This is a genomic window from Pseudoalteromonas sp. SR43-3 (assembly GCF_014163875.1).
Classification (GTDB): Bacteria; Pseudomonadota; Gammaproteobacteria; order Enterobacterales; family Alteromonadaceae; genus Pseudoalteromonas; species Pseudoalteromonas distincta.
Genome location: NZ_JACJEC010000012.1, coordinates 60963 through 85567 on the forward strand (window position 1 = coordinate 60963; position 24605 = coordinate 85567).

Consider the following 24605-nt stretch of genomic DNA (forward strand, 5'->3'; position numbering starts at 1 on the left):
TTAAAATAAGGAGTGTTAAATGCGTATTTTTCAAGTTGGCTTACTGTGCTTAGCACTGTTTGTACAATACAGGTTATGGTTTGGTCATAATGGCTTACAAGACTACACACGACTAAAAGGTGCAGTAACGTCGCATCATCAAACCAACGAAAAACTCATTAAACGTAATAAAGTACTTAAAGCAGATATTGAAGACTTAAAGCTTGGCCAAGAAGGCATTGAAGAGCGTGCACGCAACGAATTGGGAATGATTAAACCGGACGAAACATTTATTCGTGTTTTACCGGGCAAACAATATGACAAATAAACAGACTATTGCAGCAATTGTACCTGCTGCGGGTGTTGGCAGTAGAATGCAGCACAATGCGCCTAAGCAATATATACAATTAGCCGGTAAAACCATTTTAGAACACACCTTAGCTAAACTTTCTCAATTACCTCAATTACGCACTATTGTTGTTGCCCTTAGCGACAGCGACCCTTATTTTGACGAACTCCCACTGCTTGATAATCGCATTGTGCGAGCCAGTGGCGGAAAAGAGCGAGCCGACTCGGTGCTCAATAGCTTGCTTTTTTTAGCGCCTAACCCACCAACATGGGTATTGGTGCATGATGCTGCTCGTCCATTAGTTAATATCAGTGATATAGAACGTTTAATTGATGAATGCATTAACGCTGATGAAGGCGGTATTTTAGCTAGCAAAGTAAAAGACACTATAAAACGCGGCCACACTCATGCCCTACAAACTGTGCCACGAGACGATTTATGGCAAGCACTTACCCCGCAGTTTTTTAAATATGACGAGCTTAAAAATGCACTGCAAAACGCATTAGCAAGTGGGGCTACTATTACCGATGAAGCCAGTGCAATTGAGTGGGCGGGTAAACCGGTTAAGCTTGTAGCAGGTCGTAGCGATAATATTAAAATAACCACGCCAGAGGATTTAGACCTGGCTGGGTTTTTATTACATAAACAACAAAACGAGAGTGGATTATGATACGAATTGGCCATGGTTTTGACGTACATAAATTTGGCGGCGAAGGCCCGTTAACTATTTGTGGTGAAAAAATTGATTACCCACAGGGCTTTTTAGCGCACTCAGATGGTGATGTTGCTATTCATGCATTATGCGATGCTATTTTAGGCTCACTTGCAATGGGTGATATTGGTAAGCACTTTCCCGATACGGCAAGCGAGTATGAAAATATCGATAGCCGTATTTTACTTCGCCATGTGGTGGGCTTAGCTAAAGAACAAGGTTATGTACTTGGTAATGGCGATGTGACTATTGTTGCTCAGGCACCAAAAATGTTGCCACATATTCAAGCTATGCGCGCTAATTTAGCCAGCGATTTAAATTGCGACCTTAGCCAAATTAACGTTAAAGCCACTACTACCGAAAAGCTAGGCTTTGAAGGGCGCAAAGAAGGTATTTCGAGCCATGCGGTGGTTATTATGAGTAAAGAGCTTGCGAGTACAAAAAACGCATGAGCGATTTAAATTATTTATACGGTGCACCACTTTCTAAAGCTGATTTTAAAACCACAGCTGAAGACTTTATGGTTGATGAAGACTTAGGTATAGAATTTACCGGCAGTGGCGAACACGTGTGTTTGCAGGTGGTTAAAAAAGGCGAAAACACGCAATACGTTGCAAAGCTAATTGCACAGCGTGCGGGTGTTTCACCGCGAGACGTAAGCTATGCAGGCATGAAAGATCGCCACGGCGTGTGCTCACAGTGGTTTAGTGTAAAAGTACCAATTAAAAAGCCTATCGATTTTAGTGATTTAAATAGTGAGAGTATTTTTATTGTGTCGCAACAGCGCCACGACCGTAAGTTACGTACGGGCTGCCACAAAGGTAATAAATTTACTATTACGCTTCGTAACGTAACCAACCCTCTTGATATTTTATGTCGTATTAACGCAGTACGCGCAGGTGTGCCTAATTACTTTGGCGAACAGCGCTTTGGGCATGGCGGTCATAATTTAGTTATGGCTGAAAAAATGTTTGCCGGTGAGCGTATTCGCGATAAAAAGTTGCGCGGTATTATTATTTCAGCAGCACGATCGCATGTATTTAATCAGTTAGTGAGCTTACGTGTAAAAGAGCATGGTTTAGCTAAAACAATGCACCGTGAAGTATTTATGCTTAGCGGCAGCAATGCATTTTTTGAAGATGCAATTAATGACGAAAACATAGAGCGATTAGCTACCGGCGATATTATGATGTCGGCACCTATGGTGGGAAAAAGCGAAAAAGGCTTAACCGAACAAGAAAAAATATGGCTTGCACCTTTCCAAACATGGTGTGATGGTTTAGGTGAGTTAGGCCTTAAAAATGAGCGCCGAATGCTGCGCTTAATTCCACAAAACTTAACTGTTGAAACACTTGATGAAACCACACTAAAACTAAGCTTTGGTTTGCCAAAAGGGTGTTTTGCAACCGCATTATTACGTGAGCTGGTGGATTACACTGATGCTAGCCCTCGAGAGCGCAAAGAAAAGGATAATGGCATAAATGAAGATACTGTTAAGTAACGATGATGGCGTAAATGCCAAAGGCATTGCGGTTTTATATCAGGCGCTTATACAAATTGCAGATGTAACCCTTGTTGCACCTGATCGCAACTGTAGTGGCGCAAGTAATTCTTTAACACTTATGAACCCGCTACGAGCGACTACACTCGAAAATGGTTTTATGTCAGTTAATGGCACACCCACTGATTGTGTACATTTAGGTGTAAATCAGCTAGCTGATGAAAAGCCCGACCTTGTTGTTGCAGGTATTAACCATGGTGCCAATTTGGGTGATGACACGCTTTATTCCGGTACTGTTGCCGCTGCAACTGAAGGTCGCCATTTAGGTCTGCCTGCAATTGCGGTATCGCTTTGCTCACATAATGGCGATCATTTTGAAACAGCCGCTGCTGTTACCGTAAATATTATTAAAGGCTTGGCTTCGCATCCGCTTCCAAAAGATCAAATAATAAATATTAATGTGCCAGATATTCCATTAAGTGAATTAAAAGGGGTGCAAGTAACACGTTTAGGTGCTCGTCATAAAGCTGAAACGATGACGAAACAAACCGATCCTTGGGGGCGTGATATTTATTGGTACGGATCGCTTGGCACCGAAAGCGATGCTGGTGAAGGCACCGACTTTTACGCAATCAATAATGGCTATGCCTCAGTTACGCCACTGAGTGTTGATATGACAGCTAAAGATAGCTTAAAGGCAGTAGGAGAATGGTTAGCCGATTTGGAGATTAATCGTGCTCGCTAATTATACCCGCAGTGCTAAAGCGCTTTCTGACTTACTAAAGCGTGAAGGTGTTGAAGATACGCAAGTACTTAGTGCTATAGCTGATATTCCGCGCCATATTTTTATAGATGATGTGCTAAAACACAAAGCCTATGAAAATACAGCGCTCCCTATTGGGCAAGGGCAAACAATTTCTCAGCCTTACATAGTAGCGCGCATGACAGAGCTACTTCGTTTAGCTGGTGTGCGCAATAAAGTGCTAGAAATAGGTACAGGATCTGGGTATCAAACTGCAATATTGGCCAAAACGTTTACAAAGGTTTACTCGGTAGAGCGTATTAAAACACTTCAGTGGCAGGCAAAAAGACGTTTGCAGCAACTCGATTTATATAATGTAACCATGAAGCATGGCGATGGTTGGCAAGGCTGGCAATCACAAGCGCCGTTTGATGGTATTATAGTGACTGCTGCGGCCTCTAAAGTTCCGCAAGACTTACTTGCTCAGTTGGCCGATGGTGGCGTGTTATTAGCCCCAATTGGTGAGAGCGATCAAAAATTAGTAATGGTTATCCGCAAAGGCGATAATTATAAAGAGCATGTTATTGCTCCCGTTAGATTTGTGCCGTTAGTACCTGGCGATATTGAATAGGAATTCATTTTGAAGTTGTTTACCAAGTTATACGATATGGCCCTAGTGTGGGCAAAACACCGTCATGCGGAACGTTACTTAGCTGCTATGAGCTTTGCAGAATCAGTTTTTTTCCCGATACCACCCGATGTAATGCTTGCACCTATGTCGCTTGCGCAACCAAACAAAGCATGGCGATTTGCAAGCTTTGCCACAATAGCATCGGTTATTGGTGGAGTGGTTGGTTACTTACTTGGTTTTTGGCTATTTGAACCCGTTGTAGAGCCATTGATTGCACAAATGCACTGGCAAGAAAAGTTTGATATAGCACTAAACTGGTTTAAGGATTACGGTGTTTGGGTTGTGTTTTTAGCTGGTTTTTCGCCTATACCATATAAAGTATTTACCATTGGCGCAGGTGTTTTACAAATGGCATTTTTGCCATTTTTACTCGCATCGGCTATTGGACGTGGTGCGCGATTCTTTTTAGTTTCAGCCTTAATGAAGTGGGGCGGGGCTAAAATGGAAGCAAAATTACGTCAATATATTGAAATACTTGGTTGGGGATTAGTGGTATTAATTGCGCTAGCGTACTTTTTATTGCGTTAAGCGTTAAAAATATCAATTGTCTAATTTGGGAGGAAAATACAATGAATAAACAGTTTTTACTGTATATGACTATATTTATTAGTATTTTTCTCTTTGGTTGCTCTTCTCGCCATGTTCCTGCGCCTGTTAGCAGTCTAAATAATAATGTTAATGATTTAGGCCGTACTATTAACATTAATGGGAGCAACTATAAAGTACAAAGAGGAGATACGCTTTATTCTATAGCCTTTAGTGCCGGTCAAGATGTTAGATTACTTGCAAAAAACAATTCAATTCCATCACCTTACACTATTTTTCCTGGACAAAATATTTCCTTAATCCCTAAGCCTAAAAAAATAAAAAGGGATGAAAAATATACGAATTCGAGTAAAAAGTCTATAAAAAACACACAAAAAAATAACATAATATTAAAGAAAGAGCTTGATCCCCCAAAACAACGAGAGTATGTTCAGAAACAAGCCAGTAACAAAGTTAGTAATAAAAAACCTTTATCAAGCAGAAAATTGCAATGGTCTTGGCCTGCAAAGGGCAAAATTACCAAACGCTTTTCTAATAAGGAAAACGGTTATAAAGGTTTACAGATTACTAATCGCAAAGGGGCTTCAGTCTTAGCTGCGGCACAAGGAACAGTGGTATACGCGGGTAACGCCCTTCGAGGTTATGGTAGTTTAATCATATTGAAACATAATGATGATTACCTAAGTGCTTATGCACATAACTCGAAATTACTTGTTAAAGAAAAGCAGAAAGTTAAGGCAGGACAAAAAATAGCAGAAATTGGTAATTCAGAATCTCCGGTCACCGCGCTTCGCTTTGAAATTCGCTACCGAGGGCAAGCTGTCAATCCTGCTAAATACCTACCCTAATTTTTAGGTATTGATAATTGCTCGGGAGAAGGCTTATGGCTAGCGCAGCAAAACTTGACAAACATACTACGACTGACGAAAAGTTCGATGACATCGATGTTGATGAAAGTACAGCTCTACTAGATAAAGTAGACGACGATGAAATCTTTGCTAAAGAAGAAGTAACTAAAAATCTTGACGCAACTCAACTTTATTTAGGCGAAATTGGTTTTTCTCCTTTGCTTAGTGCTGAAGAAGAAGTGTTTTTTTCTCGCAAATCACTTCGAGGGTGTGAAGCCTCACGTAAACGTATGATTGAAAGTAACTTACGTTTGGTTGTTAAAATTGCACGCCGTTATAATAATCGCGGCCTTGCTCTGCTTGATTTAATTGAAGAGGGTAACTTAGGCTTAATTCGCGCAGTTGAAAAATTTGACCCTGAGCGTGGATTTAGATTCTCTACTTACGCTACATGGTGGATACGTCAAACAATTGAACGTGCCATTATGAACCAAACGCGTACCATTCGCTTACCTATTCATGTAGTTAAAGAGCTTAATGTTTATTTACGTACAGCGCGTGAGTTAACTCAAAAGCTTGACCATGAGCCAACAGCTGACGAAATTGCAGCTTGCCTAGATAGACCCGTTGAAGACGTTACTAAAATGCTACGTTTAAACGAAAGAATTGCATCAGTAGACATGCCTATTGGTGGCGAAAACGACAGTGTACTACTTGATATCATCCCTGATGAAAAAAGTGCTGGTCCTGAAGGCGAAGTACAAAATAATGATATTAATAAACATATTGTTGATTGGTTAGGTGAATTAAACCCTAAACAACGTGAAGTGTTAGCACGTCGATTTGGATTGCTTGGCTATGAGCCATCTACACTTGAAGATGTAGGTCGTGAAATAGGCTTAACACGTGAGCGAGTAAGACAAATTCAGGTAGAGGCATTACGTCGTCTAAAAGACATTTTGCAACAAGAAGGTTTAAGTACAGATAGCTTGTTTAATCAGTTTTCGTAACTAGTTAAATAGTTTAAGAGACTATGTGTGTTAAAAAGCCGAAGAATTTATTCTTCGGCTTTTTTTATGCTTGTAAATTAGGTGATATAAATTACAGCAATGCTTTTAGTTTATATAACAAATCGTGCGCTTGGCGTGGCGATAAATTATTAGGGTCGATTGCGCTTAACTGCTCTTCAACTTCTGAAGGTGTACTTTGTGCAATTTCGTTATTAAAAGTAAAGGCTTGTTGTTCTGTATTTGGTGCAGTAACGCTTTGATGATTTTCAAGCAACTTAAGTTTTTGCTTTGCTTGTGCAATCACAGCTTTTGGCACTCCAGCAAGAGCGGCTACTTGTAAACCAAAGCTTTTACTTGCTGCACCGTCGAGAACTGTATGCATAAACGCAATAGTGTCGTTATGCTCTATTGCATCAAGGTGTACGTTTACAAGGCCCGTAGTTTGCTCAGCAAGTTCTGTTAATTCAAAGTAGTGCGTAGCAAACAATGTTTTAGCAGATATTTTTGATGCTAAATGATCGGCTGTTGCATACGCAAGAGAGAGTCCATCGTAAGTACTTGTACCGCGACCAATCTCATCCATTAATACTAAAGACTGCGCAGTTGCATTATTTAAAATCGTTGCTGTTTCGGTCATTTCTACCATGAAGGTTGAACGCCCTGATGCTAAATCATCGCTTGCACCAATACGTGTAAATATGCGGTCGATATTACCAATTTTAGCGCTGTCAGCGGGTACATAACTGCCAATGTGAGCCATTAGAACAATTAGTGCCGTCTGGCGCATATAGGTTGATTTACCGCCCATGTTTGGACCGGTAATAATTAGCATTTTACGTTGGCTGTTTAATTCAACAGGGTTAGCAATAAACGGTTCTTTCATTACTTGTTCAACAACAGGGTGACGACCTTGCTTAATGCTTATATTGTCGTTATCGCACAATTCTGGTTTTGCATAATTGAGTGCGAATGCACGCTCAGCTAAATTGTTTAAAACGTCTAAATCAGCCAATGCTGCTGCCATCATTTGCAACTGCTCAATATGTGGAGCAATAAATCTAAACAGCTCCTCGTATAGTTGTTTTTCAAGCGCGAGAGCTTTTGATTGGCTACCGAGTACTTTATCCTCGTGCTCTTTAAGCTCTGGAATAATGTAGCGTTCGTTATTTTTAAGCGTTTGGCGACGAATGTAGTCGGCTGGCACTAAGTGCGCATTAGCTCTACTTACTTCAATAAAAAAGCCATGTACGCGGTTATAACCAATTTTAAGCGTACTAATGCCCGTACGTTCGCGCTCTCGCAGTTCTAATTGCTCAAGTACGTCGGTTGCACCTTTGCTTAAGTTACGCCACTCATCAAGTTCACTATTGTAACCTGGAGCAATAACACCACCGTCACGAATAAGTACCGGTGGGTTTTCTATCACAGCTCGTTCTAATAACGCTTGTAAATCAGGGAGTTCAGGCGAGTGCTTGATGATACCTGCTATACGAGGATCGTTAGCGTCAGCTAACAAAGTATGCAGTGGTGCAAGTGCTTGTAGCGCACTGCGCAGGCGAGTTAAATCACGCGGGCGTGCAGTACATAAAGCTAGGCGTGCAATAACACGCTCTACATCACCAATCTCTTTTAATGATTCGTGTAATTCACCGCAAAGCTGCGCATCTAAAATAGCGCTAATTGCATTTAAACGTGAATTTAGCTCGTCTTTATTACGAATTGGTGTATGAATACGGCGCTTAAGTAAGCGAGAACCCATTGGCGTTGCTGTTTTATCAAGTACTTGAGCAAGTGTATTTTCAAACCCGCCCGATAAATTAACAGTTAATTCTAAATTTTTACGGGTAGCGGCATCTAAAATAACAGCGTGTTCGTTGTGCTCAAGCGTAATTGCACGAATATGCGGCAGTGCAATACGTTGTGTATCTTTTACGTATTGCATTAGGCAACCTGCAGCAACAAGCGCGCTATGGGCTTTATCAACACCAAAGCCAACTAAATCTTTAGTACCAAACTGATCGCATAATAAATGCTGAGCCGTATCTAAGTCGAATTCCCACTCTGGGCGACGGCGAGCGCCTTTTATATGTTCAATTAAATGAACGTTTTCAAAGCTTTCGCTATACAGAAGCTCGGCTGGTGATAGGCGCTGAATAGTTGAGCTAAAGGCTTCGTCGGTATTTACTTCGACAATATTAAAACGACCAGAGTTAATGTCTAAATAAGCAATCCCGTATAGGCCTTTTTTACTTTGCCAAACGCTGGTAAGGAGATTGTCTTGTCGTTCTTGTAAAAGCGCTTCATCAGAAATTGTACCGGGTGTAACTATACGCACTACTTTACGATCAACAGGGCCTTTACTGGTTGCAGGGTCTCCCACTTGTTCGCAGATAGCGACTGACTCACCCATTTGGACTAGACGTGCTAAGTAGTTTTCTACCGCATGGTAGGGTACGCCCGCCATAGGAATGGGATCGCCGCCAGCTTTACCACGATGAGTTTGCGAAATATCGAGTAATTGAGCGGCGCGTTTAGCGTCATCAAAAAAAAGTTCGTAAAAATCGCCCATACGATAAAACAATAAAATATCGCGATGCTCTGATTTTATTTTTAGATACTGCTGCATCATAGGGGTTTGTTGTTTTATAGTGTGTGGTGCATAAAGATCAAACGACATGTATTTACCCAAAGGCTGAATATGGAATTACATCAAGAGATTAAAACACTTGCTGCGCAATTAGGCGCTATTTTAACGGATAAATGCTTATGGATCACTACTGCTGAGTCATGTACTGGTGGCGGAGTGAGTTATGCGCTTACCGATACACCTGGAAGTTCAGCTTATATCGACCGTGCATTTGTCACTTATAGTAACCAAGCAAAGCAAGATTTGCTCAATGTTAGTGCTAGTACATTAAATCAATACGGTGCTGTGAGCGAGCAAACAGTCCATGAAATGGCAGTAGGTGCTATTAAAGCAACAAACGCTAATATATCTATAGCTGTATCGGGCATTGCAGGGCCTGGCGGGGCGACAGAAGGTAAACCTGTTGGACTTGTATGGTTTGGCATACAAATTGATGACAAAGTACTGACCTTTAAACAAATATTTACTGGTGATAGGGCTCAAGTAAGACTGCAAGCTATTGTATTTGCATTAAAAAGTGTAATAGATGAGATAAAATGAAAAAATTAGCTTGATACTGTGATTTCATACAGTATACTTGTTCGCATTAGCTGGATTGGAGAACAAAATGAACGATAACAAACAAAAAGCGTTAGACGCAGCACTATCACAAATTGAACGTCAATTTGGTAAAGGCTCAATTATGAAATTGGGTGACAACAAAGCGTTAAACATTGAATCTGTATCTACAGGTTCACTAGGTATTGATATTGCCTTAGGCATAGGTGGCTTACCTATGGGACGTATTGTTGAAGTGTATGGTCCTGAGTCATCTGGTAAAACAACGCTTACTTTACAAGTTATCGCAGAAGCTCAAAAAGAAGGTAAAACATGTGCCTTTATTGATGCTGAGCATGCTCTTGATCCTGTATACGCACAAAAACTAGGTGTAAATATTGATGATCTTTTTGTATCTCAACCTGATACAGGTGAGCAAGCACTAGAAATTTGTGACATGTTAGTACGTTCAAGCGCAGTAGACGTTGTTATTATTGACTCGGTTGCTGCACTTACACCAAAAGCTGAGATTGAAGGCGACATGGGCGACTCGCACATGGGCTTGCAAGCACGTTTAATGTCACAGGCATTACGTAAGCTTACTGGTAATATTAAACGCTCTAACACGTTATGTATTTTCATTAACCAAATCCGTATGAAAATTGGTGTTATGTTTGGTAACCCAGAAACAACAACGGGTGGTAATGCACTTAAGTTTTACGCATCGGTACGTATTGATATTCGTCGTATTGGTTCGGTGAAAGAAGGTGATGAAGTTGTTGGTAACGAAACCCGCGTTAAAATTGTTAAAAACAAAGTAGCGCCGCCATTTAAACAAGCTGAATTTATCATCATGTATGGCGAAGGTATTTCTAAGCAAGGCGAGTTAATTGATTTAGGTGTTAAGCATAAAATTGTTGAAAAAGCAGGTGCTTGGTACAGTTACAGTGGCAACAAGGTTGGCCAAGGTAAATCTAACTCAATTAAGTTTTTGAAAGAAAACCCAGAAATTGCAGATGAGATCGAAGGTAAGTTACGCGAAATGCTTTTACTAAAAGCAACTATTGAACCTGAAGACGGTGAAGATAAGTTAGGCGACGATCCAGACCTTTAAACTGCACCCAAATGAGTTTTTAAGCTTGATTTGACCCGAGCTTTGAAAAGCGCTAATCAGTAATGATTAGCGCTTTTTTGTTATTAAAAACTTACATCAGGTTAGATAAAATAAAAACGACACATTAAAAATGTGTCGTTTTTTTCTATTGAATTAAAAAAATCTAGAGTCATTAATTAATCAAATATATTTATAATTGCCAGTTTACAGATAGGGCGTAGTTACGAGGTGCACCGTAGTAACCTTGTGCCCAGTACAGGCTGTGCAAATATTTTTCACCGGTGGTGTTATTTACATTGAAAGTGACTCCTACGTTATCTGTAATTTCGTAAGTGGCCATTAAATCAAGTAATCCGTATGCATCTTGGTGAGTAGTGACGCTTGCAATACCATTTGCATCTTCGACTTGAACTCGGCTAGTTGAATCCTGCCAGCGATAGTTTGCACCAAATGATAAACCATCAACTAAAGGTACTTGGTAGGTTGCGGCCACTTTAAGTTGGTTTTCAGGTGTGTAATCTTTAACTAAATCATCACCATCAATATTTAGGTTACTAAAACTTACACTTGCGCTTAAATCATCAGTTATTCGACCACTTAGTTCAACTTCAAAGCCGTTGCTGTTAATACCATCTGCTGCATAATAACGAGTATCACTAGGTAGTGAGTCGGGTAAAGCTATGGCAAGCCCTTCCTGCTTTGCATCGAAGTAAGCAAAAGTTACGAAAATTTGGTCATCAAGTAACTGTGCTTTTATACCAACTTCACTACTTTTACCTATTACGGGAGCTAATTGGTTGGCATTAATATCAAGCTCTTTTTGCGGTACAAATGTTTCTGTGTAGCTTGCATAAGCTGATAGAGACTCGTTAAAGTCGTACACCGTGCCAATATAAGGAATAACTTCAGAGTCGCTTCTTGTTTGTTCAACACCGTAAGCGTTCCCTTTTGTTTTCCAATCGGTATAACGCACACCAGCGAGCACACTTAAAGGCTCACTTAATTTAATGCGAGTAGATATGTAAGCTGATTTTTGCTCGTTAGTAATATCACTACCATCTAAGCCATCAGCAAGTGTTGCCTCTGGTACTACACCATCCCACGTTTTAAGTGATGGCATAGCTGGAAAACCATTGCCTGTAGTGTAATCGTAAAGAGACTGCTCGTTGTAATCCATTTTAGCATGGCTAACACCAAATGATAGGTCGTGCTCTTGGCCAAATAAATCAAACTTACCACTGGCATATAAATCAAATAAGTCATGCTTATCTTCGTAATCATAACGGCTAGCATAACCTGTTAAACCAAGTTCAGTATCTTTATCAGGGGTGCCGTATACGTAGAACAACTCTGAGTCTTGTTCGTTTTCGATGTGAGCATAACGTGCTCTAGCTACCCATGTTGCCGATAAGTTTTGTTCAAGTGTTACATATACTTGCTCAGCACTGTTATCCCAGTAAGACCAGTCAGCAGCAGTGCTGGTTGATTCGTCGTAATCGGTTGCTGTTCCGTCTGTATAATAAAGAGGTAGTGCACCCCACAGCGGGCTATCTGCGTCTTTTTGTTGGTTAACATAGTTAACGCTTAATAATGTGTTGTCTGTTAATTTGCCTTCGTAGGCTAAGTAAACAATGGTTTTATCTGTTTCGTAGCGATCTAAATATGAGTCAGCTTTTTGCTTTGTAAATACAGCGCGTACAGCGTGGTCTTCATTTATTGGCGTAGATACATCTAAATCTAAACGTTTTTTATTCCATGAGCCATAAGATGCTGATGCATTTGCCTGTGTTGTATAAGTTGGCTTTTTTAAAACCATGTTTACAGTTGCAGAAGGATTACCAGCGCCAGTCATTAAACCATTAGCACCGCGAACTATCTCTACACGGTCATAAATTGATGTATCAAGACTGCCTTGAATAGAGCCTGAGCTTTGTGGGATCCCTAAGCCATCAACTTGAAAGTTCGTAATTTCAAAACCACGGGCCTTAAAGTAAGTACGATCTGTTTCTATTTGCTCTACTGTTACGCCTGGCGTGCTTTCAAGTACTGAGTTTATGTCGTCTAGTGAAAAGTCGTCCATTAGTGCGCGTGAAACTACCGAGATTGATTGTGGTGTTTCTTTAATTGTTAAACCTAGTTTGGTAGCCGATTGCGCTTCTTCAGTAATGTAGTTTTTATGATGCTGACCATATACCGCAATTTTTTCGAGAGGTTCAGATTTTACATTTGCCTCATCAGCAAGTGCATAACCAGATAAAATTAAAGAAGTAGCAAAGCTTAGTTTAGATAGACGCAAAACTTGAGGGGACGACATAAGTTTTTCCAGTTAGTTCAAAAGAAGTGCGTAACTTAATCTAAATGATATCGATTTGCAATTGTGTTTAGTGTTTTTATCAATAATAATTCTATTTTTTTGTATTTTAGCGCCACATATAAAGATTTTAGGTACGAATTGATGAATTATATAGAACTCAATCTCGCTTATAAAAAAAGCGGCCTAGGCCGCTTTTTAAAGTAGTTAGCTTTCTAGTTATTAAAAAGAGTATTTAACAGAAAACTGTAAGCGGTCTAAATCGCCATCAACGCCGCTTTCAGTTTCACGCTCAGCATGCTTTAGCTCAGCACCAAAAGTTAGACGTTTAACCGGTGAGTATAGAATGTTAGCGCTATAGCTTTGGCTTGATTCAGTCGGATCACCAGAAATAGCTAATAAATCAGTGTTGTTATCAGCACTGAAGAATGAATATAAGAACGTTGAACGCCATTGGCTTGTCCACTTGTGCTGGTAAGCAACAAAACCAGAAGTCGAATCAATTGCATCTAGTTCATCGCCATTAAGTACTGCACCGTGAGCAACGTTTAAGCCTACGTAACGGCCTAAGCCTTTACCTTGAGTAAGCATAAATTTAAGGTTGTCTTCACCAAGGTTTATTTTACCTGATGCACTAATACCAAAAGAAGTTTCATCTGCATCAACACTGCCTACTTTATAAGTAAGTTGGCGAGCAAGCGCTGCAACCACAATGTTACCCCAATCGGCTTTGTGTGTGTAACGAGCTGTAAAGTCAGGCAATGATGCATCATCAGTTACTACCATACCGCTAGTAGTAGAAATTGTACTTTCTGGGTTTTCTAATGAAAACGACCATGCGCCAGTGGTGTATTTAATTTGCGATTGACGCACAAACACAGTGCCCTCAGCAGGGCCTACAAAATCAAGCGTTTCAGCAAGCGCCCCCACGTTTTGGAAGTTAGACCATGTTTGACCAAATAACCAACCATCGTAAGTCACAAACGCATGGCGAATACGCGGGGCGTAAGAATTTGAAACTCGCTCATTACCGCCAGCAGCCGAGGCCAAAAAATCAATTTCAATTTTAGTATTAACGGTTTTACCGTTATCCATAACAGTGGCTGTGCCAAAGTTAAAACGTGACTCACGAGCATGCATATCAAATACAGCATCTGAGCTGTTATCATCGCCAACTGTTAACGTACTTGGTACGTAAAAGTCACGACCTACGTTTGAGCCTGCAGGCGCACCCGCTGAATAATCACTCCACATAGAGTCGAGTTTAATGTATCCACCGTAAGTAAATTCCGTATCACCAATTTTTGCGGCAGTCGCTGCATAAGCAGTGCTTGATAGTGCACATAATACAGCGCTTGCTGCTAATGTTTTTAATGGGGTAAATTTCATTGTGGTGTCCTTTATAGGCTACTTGTTGTTTGTTGCTTTTTTTTTCATGTAAGGTTGTATTACTTGCTACTAGTATTACTTACGAATAAAAAAGGGTGTTAATTTGGCTTTTCAATACACATATTGTTTTCATTCGTTAAATAAAGCTTTGGCAAGTAATACCGCAAATATCTTTATTAAAGTACACAAACACTTTTGAATATGTGCAATATTTACTCAATTACCTATTGGTCTATAAGACTAAGGTTTTAGAGTTGATTAGTTTGCATTTACTTACATTTAACGCGTTGTATTATTTATGTAAAAAATTGAAAGCAGGTGGATTATAAACTACAAATGTGTAAATTGGAGTAGAGTACAACTAAGGTCTAATACTTAATAAAGTACTGCTGAGTAATCCTTGATAAAAGCTTAAGGCAAGTAATTTAAATGGAGACGAAGATGTCACAAAGTATCTATCCAGTTCCTGCGCATATTAAAGATGCGACTCTCATTGATAAAAATAAATATAATACGCTTTATAAGCAATCTATTGATGACCCAGAAAGTTTTTGGCGTGAGCATGGCAAACGCCTCGATTGGTCTACTCCTTACACTAAAGTTAAAAACACCTCTTTTGATAAAGGCCACATCAGTATTAAATGGTATGAAGATGGCTATTTAAATGCGTCTTACAACTGTATTGACCGCCACTTAAAAACGAAAGCAGACAAAATTGCGCTTATTTGGGAAGGTGATGATCCTTCTCAAAGTGAGAACATTACTTATCAAAAACTTCATGACGAAGTGGCTAAATTTGCCAATGGTTTAAAAAAACTGGGTGTACAAAAAGGTGACCGCGTAGCTATTTATATGCCAATGACCCCACAAGCGGTGTATGCAATGCAAGCTTGTGCACGTATTGGTGCTATTCATTCTGTTGTATTTGGTGGTTTTTCACCATCGGCTATTGCTGATCGTATTAGAGATTCTGGTGCTAAGGTTGTTATTACTTCTGATGAGGGACGCAGAGCAGGAAATTGTGTTCCATTAAAAGCAAATGTAGATGAAGCGGTAGCGCAAGAAACTGTAACCACAATTGAACACGTTATTGTGCATCAATTAACAGGCGGTGAAGTTGATTGGAATGAGCACGATATATGGTGGCACGAGCTAGTTGCTGACTTACCAGCACAGTGTGAGCCAGAGCCAATGAATGCTGAAGATCCTTTGTTTATATTGTATACATCAGGTTCTACTGGTCAGCCTAAAGGTGTTGTACATACTACAGGTGGCTACTTAGTTTACTCATCAATGACACATGAATACGTATTTGATTTAAAAGAAGATGATGTGTATTGGTGTAGTGCCGATGTAGGTTGGATCACAGGCCACAGTTACATTGCGTACGGGCCATTAGTAAACGGTTGTACTCAGGTTTTATTTGAAGGTGTACCCACTTATCCAACTGCAGGGCGTATGGGCGAAGTAGTTGATAAACACGGCGTTACTATTTTATATACCGCCCCTACAGCAATTAGAGCACTAATGGCTAAAGGTGATGAGCCTACAGCTTCGTCACATCGCGATAGTTTACGTATTTTAGGTTCAGTAGGTGAGCCAATAAATCCAGAAGCGTGGACATGGTATTACGAGAGTATTGGTAAATCTAATTGCCCGATTGTTGATACATGGTGGCAAACAGAAACCGGTGGCATTATGATCACACCACTTCCGGGCGCTACTGATACAAAACCAGGTTCTGCAACACATCCATTTTTTGGTATTGCGCCTGCATTATTTGATGCTGAAGGTAATACACTCGAAGGTGCCGTAGATGGTAATTTAGTTATTTTAGATAGTTGGCCATCGCAAGCTCGAACTGTTTATGGCGACCATGAACGTTTTGAACAAACTTATTTTAGCGCCTACCCAGGAGTTTACTTTACAGGCGATGGTTGTCGTCGTGATGAAGATGGTTATTACTGGATCACAGGCCGTGTGGACGATGTACTTAATGTGTCTGGGCACCGCCTTGGTACTGCCGAAATTGAAAGTGCGTTAGTTGCGCATGAAGCGGTAGCAGAAGCTGCTGTTGTAGGTTACCCGCATGATATTAAAGGCCAAGGTATTTATGTTTACATTACGCCTAACGAAGGTGTAACTGTAAGCGATGAATTAACTAAAGAGGTACGTAATTGGGTTCGTAAAGAGCTCAGCCCAATTGCATCTCCAGATATGATTCAATGGTCACCGGGTTTGCCAAAAACACGTTCAGGCAAGATTATGCGTCGTATTTTACGTAAAATCGCTGCAAATGAGCACCAACAACTCGGTGATACGTCAACGCTTGCCGATCCTTCAGTTGTCGATGAACTAATCGAGAACAGATTAAATCGTTAAATGTGCGTTAAAAACTTGATTACAAGTTGATTCTAAACGTAGTATATCGGCTGCCAGTAAAGGTTTTAAACCTAACTGGCAGCCGAATTTATTAGGAGTGAACCATGAGTCAGTTTTTAATAGCGGACGATCATCCGTTATTTCGTGAAGCACTAAAGGGCGCACTGAGCGCAAAATTTGAGGGTTTAGAGGTTTTTGAATCATCCGATTTTGACAGCACACTGCAAGTGTTAAGCGAGCAAGAGGATCTTGATATATTACTGCTAGACCTTCACATGCCAGGTAATGGTGATTTATATGGTCTTATTCGTATTAGAGAAGAATACCCAAGCTTACCTATTGCCGTTGTTTCGGGTAGTGAAGACGTGAATATCGTTTCTAAAGTAATGGGTTACGGCGCTATGGGTTTTATTCCTAAATCATCATCGTCTGATGATATTGCCAGTGCAATTAACCAAATACTTGAAGGCGATACATGGCTACCAAAAGAGCTAAAAAACAAAGTAGCTGAAATTGAAGGTGAAGATAGAGAAATAGCAGCGCAAGTTGCCTCATTAACGCCTCAACAATACCGAGTGCTGCAATATCTGCACGAAGGTTTACTTAATAAGCAAATTGCTTATGAACTACACATATCAGAAGCGACAGTAAAAGCACACATTACAGCCATATTTAGAAAACTCGGTGTGTACAATCGTACCCAAGCCGTTTTAATTGCCGCTAAATTAAAGCTCGAACCAATAGAGCAGGCATAATTTACATTTAAAAAGTTTTTAGCTTATTTATGAGCAAAAAAATGCCAGCAACAATGCTGGCATTTTTTATATGTAGAATAATTAAGCAGTTGGATTAATGCTAAGAAAACACCACGGTTTTATTACCATTAATAAATAGCTTATGCTCTGAGGCAAGTTGAAGTGCTTTACAAAACACTGTTTTTTCAACATCTTTGCCCATTTTAGCCATCATTTCGGCGGTATTAGCATGTGTAACGCTGGTTACATCTTGCAAAATAATAGGACCTTCATCAAGCTCATTATTAACAAAGTGAGCGGTAGCACCAATAATTTTTACGCCGCGCTCAAATGCTTGATGATAAGGTTTAGCACCTATAAATGCAGGCAAAAATGAGTGATGAATATTAATTATTTTACCTTCAAATCGACCCACAAATTCAGGACTTAAAATACGCATGTATTTAGCAAGGCCAATAATGTCAGGGTTGTAGCTGGCAATTAAATCGCCTACCTTTTTATCATGCTCGCTACGGGTTAACCCTTCGTGCGATACAACATGAAATGGCACCCCAAACCCTTTAGCTAGCGGCTCTAAATCAGCATAGTTAGCAATTACAGCGAGTACTTCAATATTAAGAGTTTGTTCAAATTGCTTTAACAGCATACCACCTAAACAATGAGCTTCTTTAGTTGCCAATAAAACTACTTTAGTTTTTGCGCCGCAATGTAGCGCAAGTTTAGCGCCTTGTGGCAACAATGCGCGTAGTTGATCTAAAAAGTCGCTTTGTGGCTCGCCTGTAAGCTCTGTACGCATAAAAAACCGCTGCGCGTCTTTATCTACAAATTCGTTGTTACGCGTAATGTTTAAATTATTTTTATGGCAAAGCCCTGTAATTTTAGCTATTAAGCCTACATCATCAGCACATTGGGTGGTTAGTATATAGCTCATTGTCCTCATTCTTACCCTGTAATTAATCCTTTCATTATTTGTGTTTTGGCACATAAAGCAAGGGCTTTGTGAACTAATCCAATATTAATCATGTTGTTGAGTGCAAAAGAGGTAATAAAGTTAAAAAGTATTGAATAGAGGTTAAAAAAAATGCCACCTAAGTTAACAAGGTGGCATTAATAAAAATTATCTAGGTTTGAGGTTAATTAACCCTTGGGCTCGGGAGATAAGTTTTCTTCTTGTCTTAAATACCCGGCAGCTTCTTCATCATCTTTCGCTATCGCTTGCTGAGTAGGTATAGCGCGCGTTTGTTGGTTTAGTTGATGTATTTGTGACGCATTACCTAAATCACGCTCACTGGTGATTGAGGCGATAGATTCGCGGTCTTTTAAGAATGAAATAACGTCTTTTTTGATTGCTTGTAATTGTCCTTCGTCTTTATGCATTTCCATAATGTGGCGAGGATGTTCAAGGTTTTTCATACCTGTTGCAGCAAACGTAGTAGAGATAACACGAGAAACAATAATCCAAGGCGTTATGCTACTGCGTACTAAAGTATTTTCTGAGCGGGTGCTATCGTGAATACCAGTACCTGTTGATATTTTAGACTCAGTAAAAGTGCCTTCACATTTAAAGTACACAAGCAGTGACTCAAATTGCATTTCTGCAAAAAATAGATGCGCTGTGTTTGCAAGTAACTGCGCAAATGCTTTAATAAGTACGCCTATTAGCAATAAGTGAAAGCTTGTCATTAATAGCTCACTAAATTGAATGACATGTTGGTTATTAAATGCCTGTTTAAAACTATTAATATTTGCCGCATCAATGTAATGGTAAATATTAATAAACGAATACGCTAAAAGTACAGTAAATGCTAACGCTACAATATAAAGTAAGTTACCGCTCACCAAAGCAAGTAATCTCGCGAGTGTAAAGTTTTTACCTAAGTCCATTGAGTGCAGTTTAGGCTGAATCTCTTGGATCATTTCACCTTTAAAACCGCCTTTACCTTCTATTTGTTCTTGAAGCTTAGGGTCTAATTCTCTGTAAACTCTGTTAGGTACTTCTTTATAACGGCGATTAGCCATTACTAGGTTATCGAGGTTTATGAAAATCTCGTCTGGATGAACAGACTCTTGCCAGTTTTCACGTAGTTCAGATACTTCAGCTGAAGGGGTAACTGAATTTAAACGCGCTTTAATCATGATAAAAGCAAGCGCACAGCTTAGAGTTGCTAATATAATAATTGCAATTAAGTATATTCCAGCATGAAGACTAGGCAGTTGCTCAAGCCAGCTATCTATTTCTTGTTTACTAATGTGCTGCTCTTTCATCAACCATGACATAGAAAGACCAATAGCGATGGGTAAAATAAAAGATAAAGAAATAATTTTAGCAAGCGCACCAGTACCAAGTGCTTCAATATTCTTTTCTGCATTTCGAGAGATAGGTTTACCTGTAGAGCGCCAAGAAAAAAGCACGTAAAATATTAATATTGCACTATAAACCGGAAATGCTAATTCCCCAGCTTCACCGGTAAAGCCCGACAAAGATACAAATGCAACAAGGCCATAAGCAATAAGGGCGACAAAGGTGCTTACCCATGAGCCAAATAATCGCTGGGCAACATTTCGAATAGGATATGGTAGAAACAATAACTTAGGGATTAAGCTGTGAAGTAAGCGTGATAAAAAACCATTAGGCTCTTTAAATGTACTGTTTTTACGACCAACCAGCATTTCTTCAAGTGATTGCGCTGTGTAGGCTACTTCTTTTTGTTCTTCTTGAGCGGTTGATGCTTGCGATTTACTGTAGTTATAAGCAAGTGAAGTTGGGTGGTTTCTACCTACAAAGTATTTAAGTGTTGCGTAAATACCTGCCGATAGTGAGCGAATGCCGAATGCTAAAATAAGCATGCCAAACACCATTAAAATCCAACCCGCGGTTGTATCTTCTTTCACAGAGCCCGCAGCAATAACAAGTAAACTAATACCTGCTATAGACTCAATGAGTCCTCTTAATGCTGTTACTTTACCTTCCAGTTTGAAGGGGTTTTTTAGTCCAAGATCAATCGATCCATAATCAAAAGCCATTGAATTCTCCATTTAAACAGCACCCCAACTGCGGGGGACAAAGTGTAATTAATCTGAACTTAGGATAATAAATCTATCTTAAGTAGCTTTTTTTTAGCGCTAAGTGCATTGAGTTTAATCGTAATAGACTTGTTGCTGGCGCGTAAGTTCGACCTACTTTTACGAAAACCTAAATAGAATTATTAATATATATTAAGTATTTATAATTGTTGTTGGTTTTTTATTATATATCAATAATTTTGTTCAGTTTAAGGTTATTTTAAAGTGATACATTTATATTCCGACGCATGTTTAAATATAACTGGAGGGTTAATGAAGCTAATTTATGTAGACGATAATTTACCAGGGATCACTCGTAAACTTAAACATAAAAGTTGGCTTTACTTTGATCCAATCGGTAAGCAAATAAAAGAGCAAAATGTGATTGATCGTTTGAATGGATTGGCATTTCCGCCTGCCTATAAAAACGCCTGGTTTTGCCCAGAAGAAAACGGGCATATTTTAGCGACAGGATTTGATAGTAAGGGGCGAAAGCAGTACCGCTACCATCCCGAATTTAGGGCGCAACAAGAAGCAAAAAAATACCAAGCATGTGGAGTATTTGGTAATAAACTCCCTTTGTTAAGAGCGCGTTTAGAAACAGACTTACAAGGCGATGAGCTTAATATTGAACGCACTTTAGCTGCAGTTGTAAGACTTATGGATTTAGGTGCGTTGAGGGTAGGTAACGAGCGTAACGTAAAGCAAAATAAAAGTTTTGGTGCGACAACATTACGAACACGCCATGCAAAACTCACGGGCAAAAATATTCAGCTAAAATATCGTGCCAAATCAGGTAAAGAACGTGAAGTAAATATAACCGACAGGGTGCTTAGCCATGTTATAAAAGACTTACAAGATTTACCCGGGCAGCATTTATTTCAGTATATAAATGAAGGTGAGCGCACAAATGTAACATCAAGTGAAATAAATCAATACATTCAGCAAATAATGGGCGAGGAGTTTAGTGCAAAACACTTTAGAACTTGGCGAGCAAGCGTTATTGCATTCAAACAATTAGCTAAAGCTAAAGGGGCGCTTAGTTTAAAAAGCATGCTTGATAGCGTATCTGAGCAACTTGGTAATACTCCCGCTATAGCACGCAAATCTTATGTGCATCCCGATTTAATTACGCTGTGTAAAGAAGATGAAGATACTCAAACTGCGTGGAGAGAGTCCCTTTCATCACCACGAAAAACAAAGTACTTGAGTCGTTATGAACGTGGTTTTTTAGCTTTTTTAAAAGATTAATTGCCATAGCAACTTTACACACTTGAGCATATTAATTACATATTCTCTAGTTTAATTTATTAACGTTTAGAATAAGGTTTTTTTTAAAAAGTCATTAAATTTCAATTGTTTATTTTAAAACTTTAATTTGGCATTACCGTTGCACCTCCAGAGTACTACTTAGTGGAAAGTACAAAAGCATTTATCAACGATATTTAGCGAGGAGGTACACAGTGAAGGGGTCATTTTCAAATCAAGCGCATACTAAAGCAAAGGGTTTTACTTTAATAACTGCATTGTTTATTGGCATGAGCGGTTTATGCTCAGCACCAACTCTCGCTGCCAATGAGCTTGAAAGTGTGGTACTCGCTAACTCTTCACTAACTACTTATAACTCACAAAAGTACATGCAAGCTGATGACAACTACTACTTTGACCAATATTCAGCGCAGTTAATTGAACGTACAGAAAAAGCCATTAATTGGTATCAAGAAATAGTTAACAAAGGTGGTTTTACACACTTATATAACGATGAATTGCTTGAACTAGGCAGTAATAATAAACAGGTGAGCTTACTTGCACAGCGTTTATATCAAGAGCGTGACTTAAAAATTAACGTGTGCGACGAAGCTATATGCACGTTTGATAAAGATATAGAGCAAGCTGTTAAGCAATTTCAAAGCCGCCATGGTTTAAAAGTTGATGGCCGAGTGGGTAAGCGTACTTTTGCATCGCTTAATGTGCCCGCACAGCAAAAACTCGATAAATTAAAACTTAACTTTTATAGAATAACTAACTTTGCAGGCGCAAGTGATGAGCAATATGTGTATGTAAATATTCCTGAATACAGCTTACGATTTGTAAAAGCTGGCGATGTAAAATTAAAAAATAACGTAATTGTAGGTAAACCAAGTTGGGAAACACCTGCATTTAGCGACGAAATAGAAAAGTTTGTAGTTAATCCTGAATGGCGTATACCCACCTCAATTGCCACCAAAGAAATTGCTCCAAAGGTAGCCGAGGATCCTGACTATCTTGTAAAAAATAATATTGAAATTAGAAAAAACAGCTACCTAGACTCACAAACTGTTAATCCAAGCAATATTGATTGGGATTCTATTAAGCCGTACCAATTTGATCACTTTTTAGTAAAACGTGCTGGTGAAGAAAACCCCCTAGGGGAAGTTAAGTATTTATTCCCGAATCCCGAAGCAATTTATGTTCACGATACACCTGCAAAGCACCGTTTTAGCCAAGCAAACCGAGCCTTATCGCATGGCTGTATAAGAATAGAAAAGCCTTTTTCGTTAGCGCGTGAAATTATTAAGTACGAAGGAGAAGCGCAAACACTCAATAATATGGACAGCGCACTTGCTCAAAACAGTACTAAGACGTTTTATTTAGATGAGCCTCTTCCTATTCATTTAGTTTATTGGACTGCATGGGTTGACGAAAATAAGCTGGTTAACTTTAGAGATGACATATATCAACGCGATAAAAAAGCACTATTAAAAAATGATGAACAGTCGGTGATTGCCGCTTTGTTAAAAAATAAATAATGAGAGGGTTTATGCAATTTATTCATTATATTTCTATCGCCATATTTACAATTATATTTAGCAATAGTGTATTTGCTGCCGCGCCTACAAAGCCTGTGCATCAGGTGGTTGATATAAAAAACAAAGCCAACTTTGAAGATGCAGAATTTAGCCTAAAAATTAACGACATAGTTATGCCATATTCGGTGTTTTCAGTATTTGTAATGCCCAAAGAACAAGTTGAGTTTGAAGTGCTTTTTGCGCAATCAAAAAATGCTTACACGCTAATTAACACTCAAGGGAAATCTAAGCTTACAGACACCAACCGCTGGCAATGGCAAGCACCCAAAGAGCCTGGTTTAACAACGGTAATTATTGAGTCGCCCGATAAAAAACAGCGTATGAAAATCAACGTATTTGTAAAAGTACCGGCAGACAATGTTGAAGGAGGAAAGCTCAAGTATTACCACATTGGGCACTATCCTAAACCTTCACAGATTAAAGACGCTTCACACTACATAGTGCCCGATGGCTTTGTTAAGGTAACGCCTGAAAATGAAAACGTAAAAATATCACCTCACTTTTCACTAAAAGAATTTGTTAGTAAGCAGCGAAGTAAGTACCCAAAGTATTTATTTTTACAAAATAAATTACTACTTAAACTAGAAAAAATACGCAAAGAACTGATTTTAGAAGGTATACCGGTTAGTAATATGGTGGTTATGAGCGGTTATAGAACTCCGTACTACAACAAATCAATTGGCAATGTAAAACTTAGCCGACATGTATTTGGTGATGCTGCCGATATTTTTATAGATAACGATGGCAACTACCGTATGGATGATATAAATAATGATGGTAAGCATTCAATTGGTGATGCTAAAGCGATGGCCGATATAGTGGAGTCGTTAGCTAGACGTGAATCATTTAAAGGTTTACTAGGTGGTTTAGGTATTTATGGGCCTAAGTCGCACAGAGGCGCATTTATACATGTTGATACGCGTGGCTTTAAAGCGCGATGGGTGAGTAAGTAATGGCAACGGCTACCTCATTTAGCATAAAGCTAAACTAGTTAAGTCTAATTGTACAAGAGATTAGCTAAGCCAAGGTAGGGGAGCTTGGTTTTTATAAGCCCTTGTTTTATAAGTATTTTATCCATTTACTGAGCTATTCTTTTTTACTTTAAACTAAGGCGCTTATATGAGCTATAAACATGGTGTGTATCAGCCGCTTCCCAATAATTAATTATTTTAATTTTGTA

The 24605-nt window shown here is 39.3% G+C and carries 21 protein-coding genes; 16 read left to right on the forward strand and 5 right to left on the reverse strand.

The window, feature by feature from the left end:
- Window positions 1-19 precede the first annotated feature (19 nt).
- Genes ftsB through rpoS form a run of 9 tightly spaced genes read left to right on the forward strand, consistent with a single transcriptional unit; the run spans window position 20 to window position 6378 of the window.
- Window positions 20-307 (forward strand): cell division protein FtsB, encoded by a 288-nt coding sequence (ftsB, locus tag H5088_RS13890; RefSeq protein WP_002958963.1) that lies wholly within the window; start codon window positions 20-22, stop codon window positions 305-307.
- The gene (gene ispD, locus H5088_RS13895) at window positions 297-998 is read left to right on the forward strand and encodes a 2-C-methyl-D-erythritol 4-phosphate cytidylyltransferase (RefSeq protein ID WP_182673805.1); all 702 of its coding nucleotides are present in this window, start codon (window positions 297-299) and stop codon (window positions 996-998) included. The genes ftsB and ispD overlap by 11 nt, the downstream gene beginning before the upstream one ends.
- Window positions 995-1492, forward strand: coding sequence for a 2-C-methyl-D-erythritol 2,4-cyclodiphosphate synthase (ispF, locus tag H5088_RS13900; RefSeq protein WP_024604077.1), 498 nt, complete (start codon window positions 995-997; stop codon window positions 1490-1492). Before ispD ends, ispF begins: the two co-directional genes overlap by 4 nt.
- Window positions 1489-2541, forward strand: a complete 1053-nt coding sequence (truD, locus tag H5088_RS13905) for a tRNA pseudouridine(13) synthase TruD (RefSeq protein ID WP_182692910.1) — start codon at window positions 1489-1491, stop codon at window positions 2539-2541. Before ispF ends, truD begins: the two co-directional genes overlap by 4 nt.
- A complete protein-coding gene (surE, locus tag H5088_RS13910; RefSeq protein WP_024600608.1) occupies window positions 2522-3286 on the forward strand; it encodes a 5'/3'-nucleotidase SurE in 765 nt (254 codons plus the stop codon). The genes truD and surE overlap by 20 nt, the downstream gene beginning before the upstream one ends.
- Window positions 3276-3914, forward strand: a complete 639-nt coding sequence (locus H5088_RS13915) for a protein-L-isoaspartate(D-aspartate) O-methyltransferase (RefSeq protein WP_002958958.1) — start codon at window positions 3276-3278, stop codon at window positions 3912-3914. The genes surE and H5088_RS13915 overlap by 11 nt, the downstream gene beginning before the upstream one ends.
- A gap of 9 nt (window positions 3915-3923) precedes the next feature.
- Complete coding sequence (locus tag H5088_RS13920; RefSeq protein WP_182753326.1) at window positions 3924-4502, forward strand: YqaA family protein; 579 nt, start codon at window positions 3924-3926, stop codon at window positions 4500-4502.
- Between the two features lie 41 nt (window positions 4503-4543).
- A complete protein-coding gene (locus tag H5088_RS13925; RefSeq protein WP_182753328.1) occupies window positions 4544-5368 on the forward strand; it encodes a peptidoglycan DD-metalloendopeptidase family protein in 825 nt (274 codons plus the stop codon).
- Between the two features lie 35 nt (window positions 5369-5403).
- Window positions 5404-6378, forward strand: a complete 975-nt coding sequence (rpoS, locus tag H5088_RS13930; protein ID WP_002958955.1) for an RNA polymerase sigma factor RpoS — start codon at window positions 5404-5406, stop codon at window positions 6376-6378.
- 91 nt (window positions 6379-6469) lie between these two features.
- Here rpoS and mutS read toward each other — a convergent pair whose 3' ends face one another.
- On the reverse strand, window positions 6470-9055 hold the full coding sequence (gene mutS / locus H5088_RS13935) for a DNA mismatch repair protein MutS (RefSeq protein WP_182753330.1): 2586 nt from the start codon (window positions 9053-9055) through the stop codon (window positions 6470-6472).
- A gap of 21 nt (window positions 9056-9076) precedes the next feature.
- Between mutS and H5088_RS13940 the strand changes: the two genes are divergently transcribed.
- Both H5088_RS13940 and recA read left to right on the forward strand, forming a co-directional pair.
- Window positions 9077-9565 (forward strand): CinA family protein, encoded by a 489-nt coding sequence (locus tag H5088_RS13940; protein WP_024597314.1) that lies wholly within the window; start codon window positions 9077-9079, stop codon window positions 9563-9565.
- A 67-nt stretch (window positions 9566-9632) separates the two neighbouring features.
- A complete protein-coding gene (gene recA / locus H5088_RS13945; protein WP_002958952.1) occupies window positions 9633-10676 on the forward strand; it encodes a recombinase RecA in 1044 nt (347 codons plus the stop codon).
- 190 nt (window positions 10677-10866) lie between these two features.
- Here the strand turns inward: recA and H5088_RS13950 are convergent, their stop codons facing one another.
- Window positions 10867-12990: a TonB-dependent siderophore receptor gene (locus H5088_RS13950; RefSeq protein WP_182753332.1), complete on the reverse strand. Its 2124-nt coding sequence runs from the start codon at window positions 12988-12990 to the stop codon at window positions 10867-10869.
- A 219-nt stretch (window positions 12991-13209) separates the two neighbouring features.
- Window positions 13210-14376, reverse strand: a complete 1167-nt coding sequence (locus H5088_RS13955; protein WP_024600614.1) for a DcaP family trimeric outer membrane transporter — start codon at window positions 14374-14376, stop codon at window positions 13210-13212.
- A 441-nt stretch (window positions 14377-14817) separates the two neighbouring features.
- On the opposite strand from H5088_RS13955, the gene acs reads away from it, so the two are divergent.
- Window positions 14818-16758, forward strand: coding sequence for an acetate--CoA ligase (acs, locus tag H5088_RS13960; RefSeq protein ID WP_024597311.1), 1941 nt, complete (start codon window positions 14818-14820; stop codon window positions 16756-16758).
- Window positions 16759-16862: 104 nt separating this feature from the next.
- Window positions 16863-17513: a response regulator transcription factor gene (locus H5088_RS13965; RefSeq protein WP_002958948.1), complete on the forward strand. Its 651-nt coding sequence runs from the start codon at window positions 16863-16865 to the stop codon at window positions 17511-17513.
- A gap of 100 nt (window positions 17514-17613) precedes the next feature.
- On the opposite strand, the gene purU is transcribed toward H5088_RS13965, so the two are convergent.
- Entirely contained in the window at window positions 17614-18444 is an 831-nt protein-coding gene (purU, locus tag H5088_RS13970; protein ID WP_024597310.1) for a formyltetrahydrofolate deformylase, read from the reverse strand.
- Between the two features lie 206 nt (window positions 18445-18650).
- A complete protein-coding gene (locus tag H5088_RS13975; RefSeq protein ID WP_182753334.1) occupies window positions 18651-20537 on the reverse strand; it encodes a hypothetical protein in 1887 nt (628 codons plus the stop codon).
- Window positions 20538-20849: 312 nt separating this feature from the next.
- On the opposite strand from H5088_RS13975, the gene H5088_RS13980 reads away from it, so the two are divergent.
- The 3 genes from H5088_RS13980 (at window position 20850) to H5088_RS13990 (ending at window position 24378) form a co-directional block, all read left to right on the forward strand.
- Entirely contained in the window at window positions 20850-21827 is a 978-nt protein-coding gene (locus tag H5088_RS13980; protein WP_182753336.1) for a DNA topoisomerase IB, read from the forward strand.
- A gap of 212 nt (window positions 21828-22039) precedes the next feature.
- Window positions 22040-23365, forward strand: a complete 1326-nt coding sequence (locus tag H5088_RS13985) for a murein L,D-transpeptidase (RefSeq protein WP_182753338.1) — start codon at window positions 22040-22042, stop codon at window positions 23363-23365.
- An 11-nt stretch (window positions 23366-23376) separates the two neighbouring features.
- On the forward strand, window positions 23377-24378 hold the full coding sequence (locus H5088_RS13990) for a D-Ala-D-Ala carboxypeptidase family metallohydrolase (RefSeq protein WP_182753340.1): 1002 nt from the start codon (window positions 23377-23379) through the stop codon (window positions 24376-24378).
- Window positions 24379-24605 lie beyond the last annotated feature (227 nt).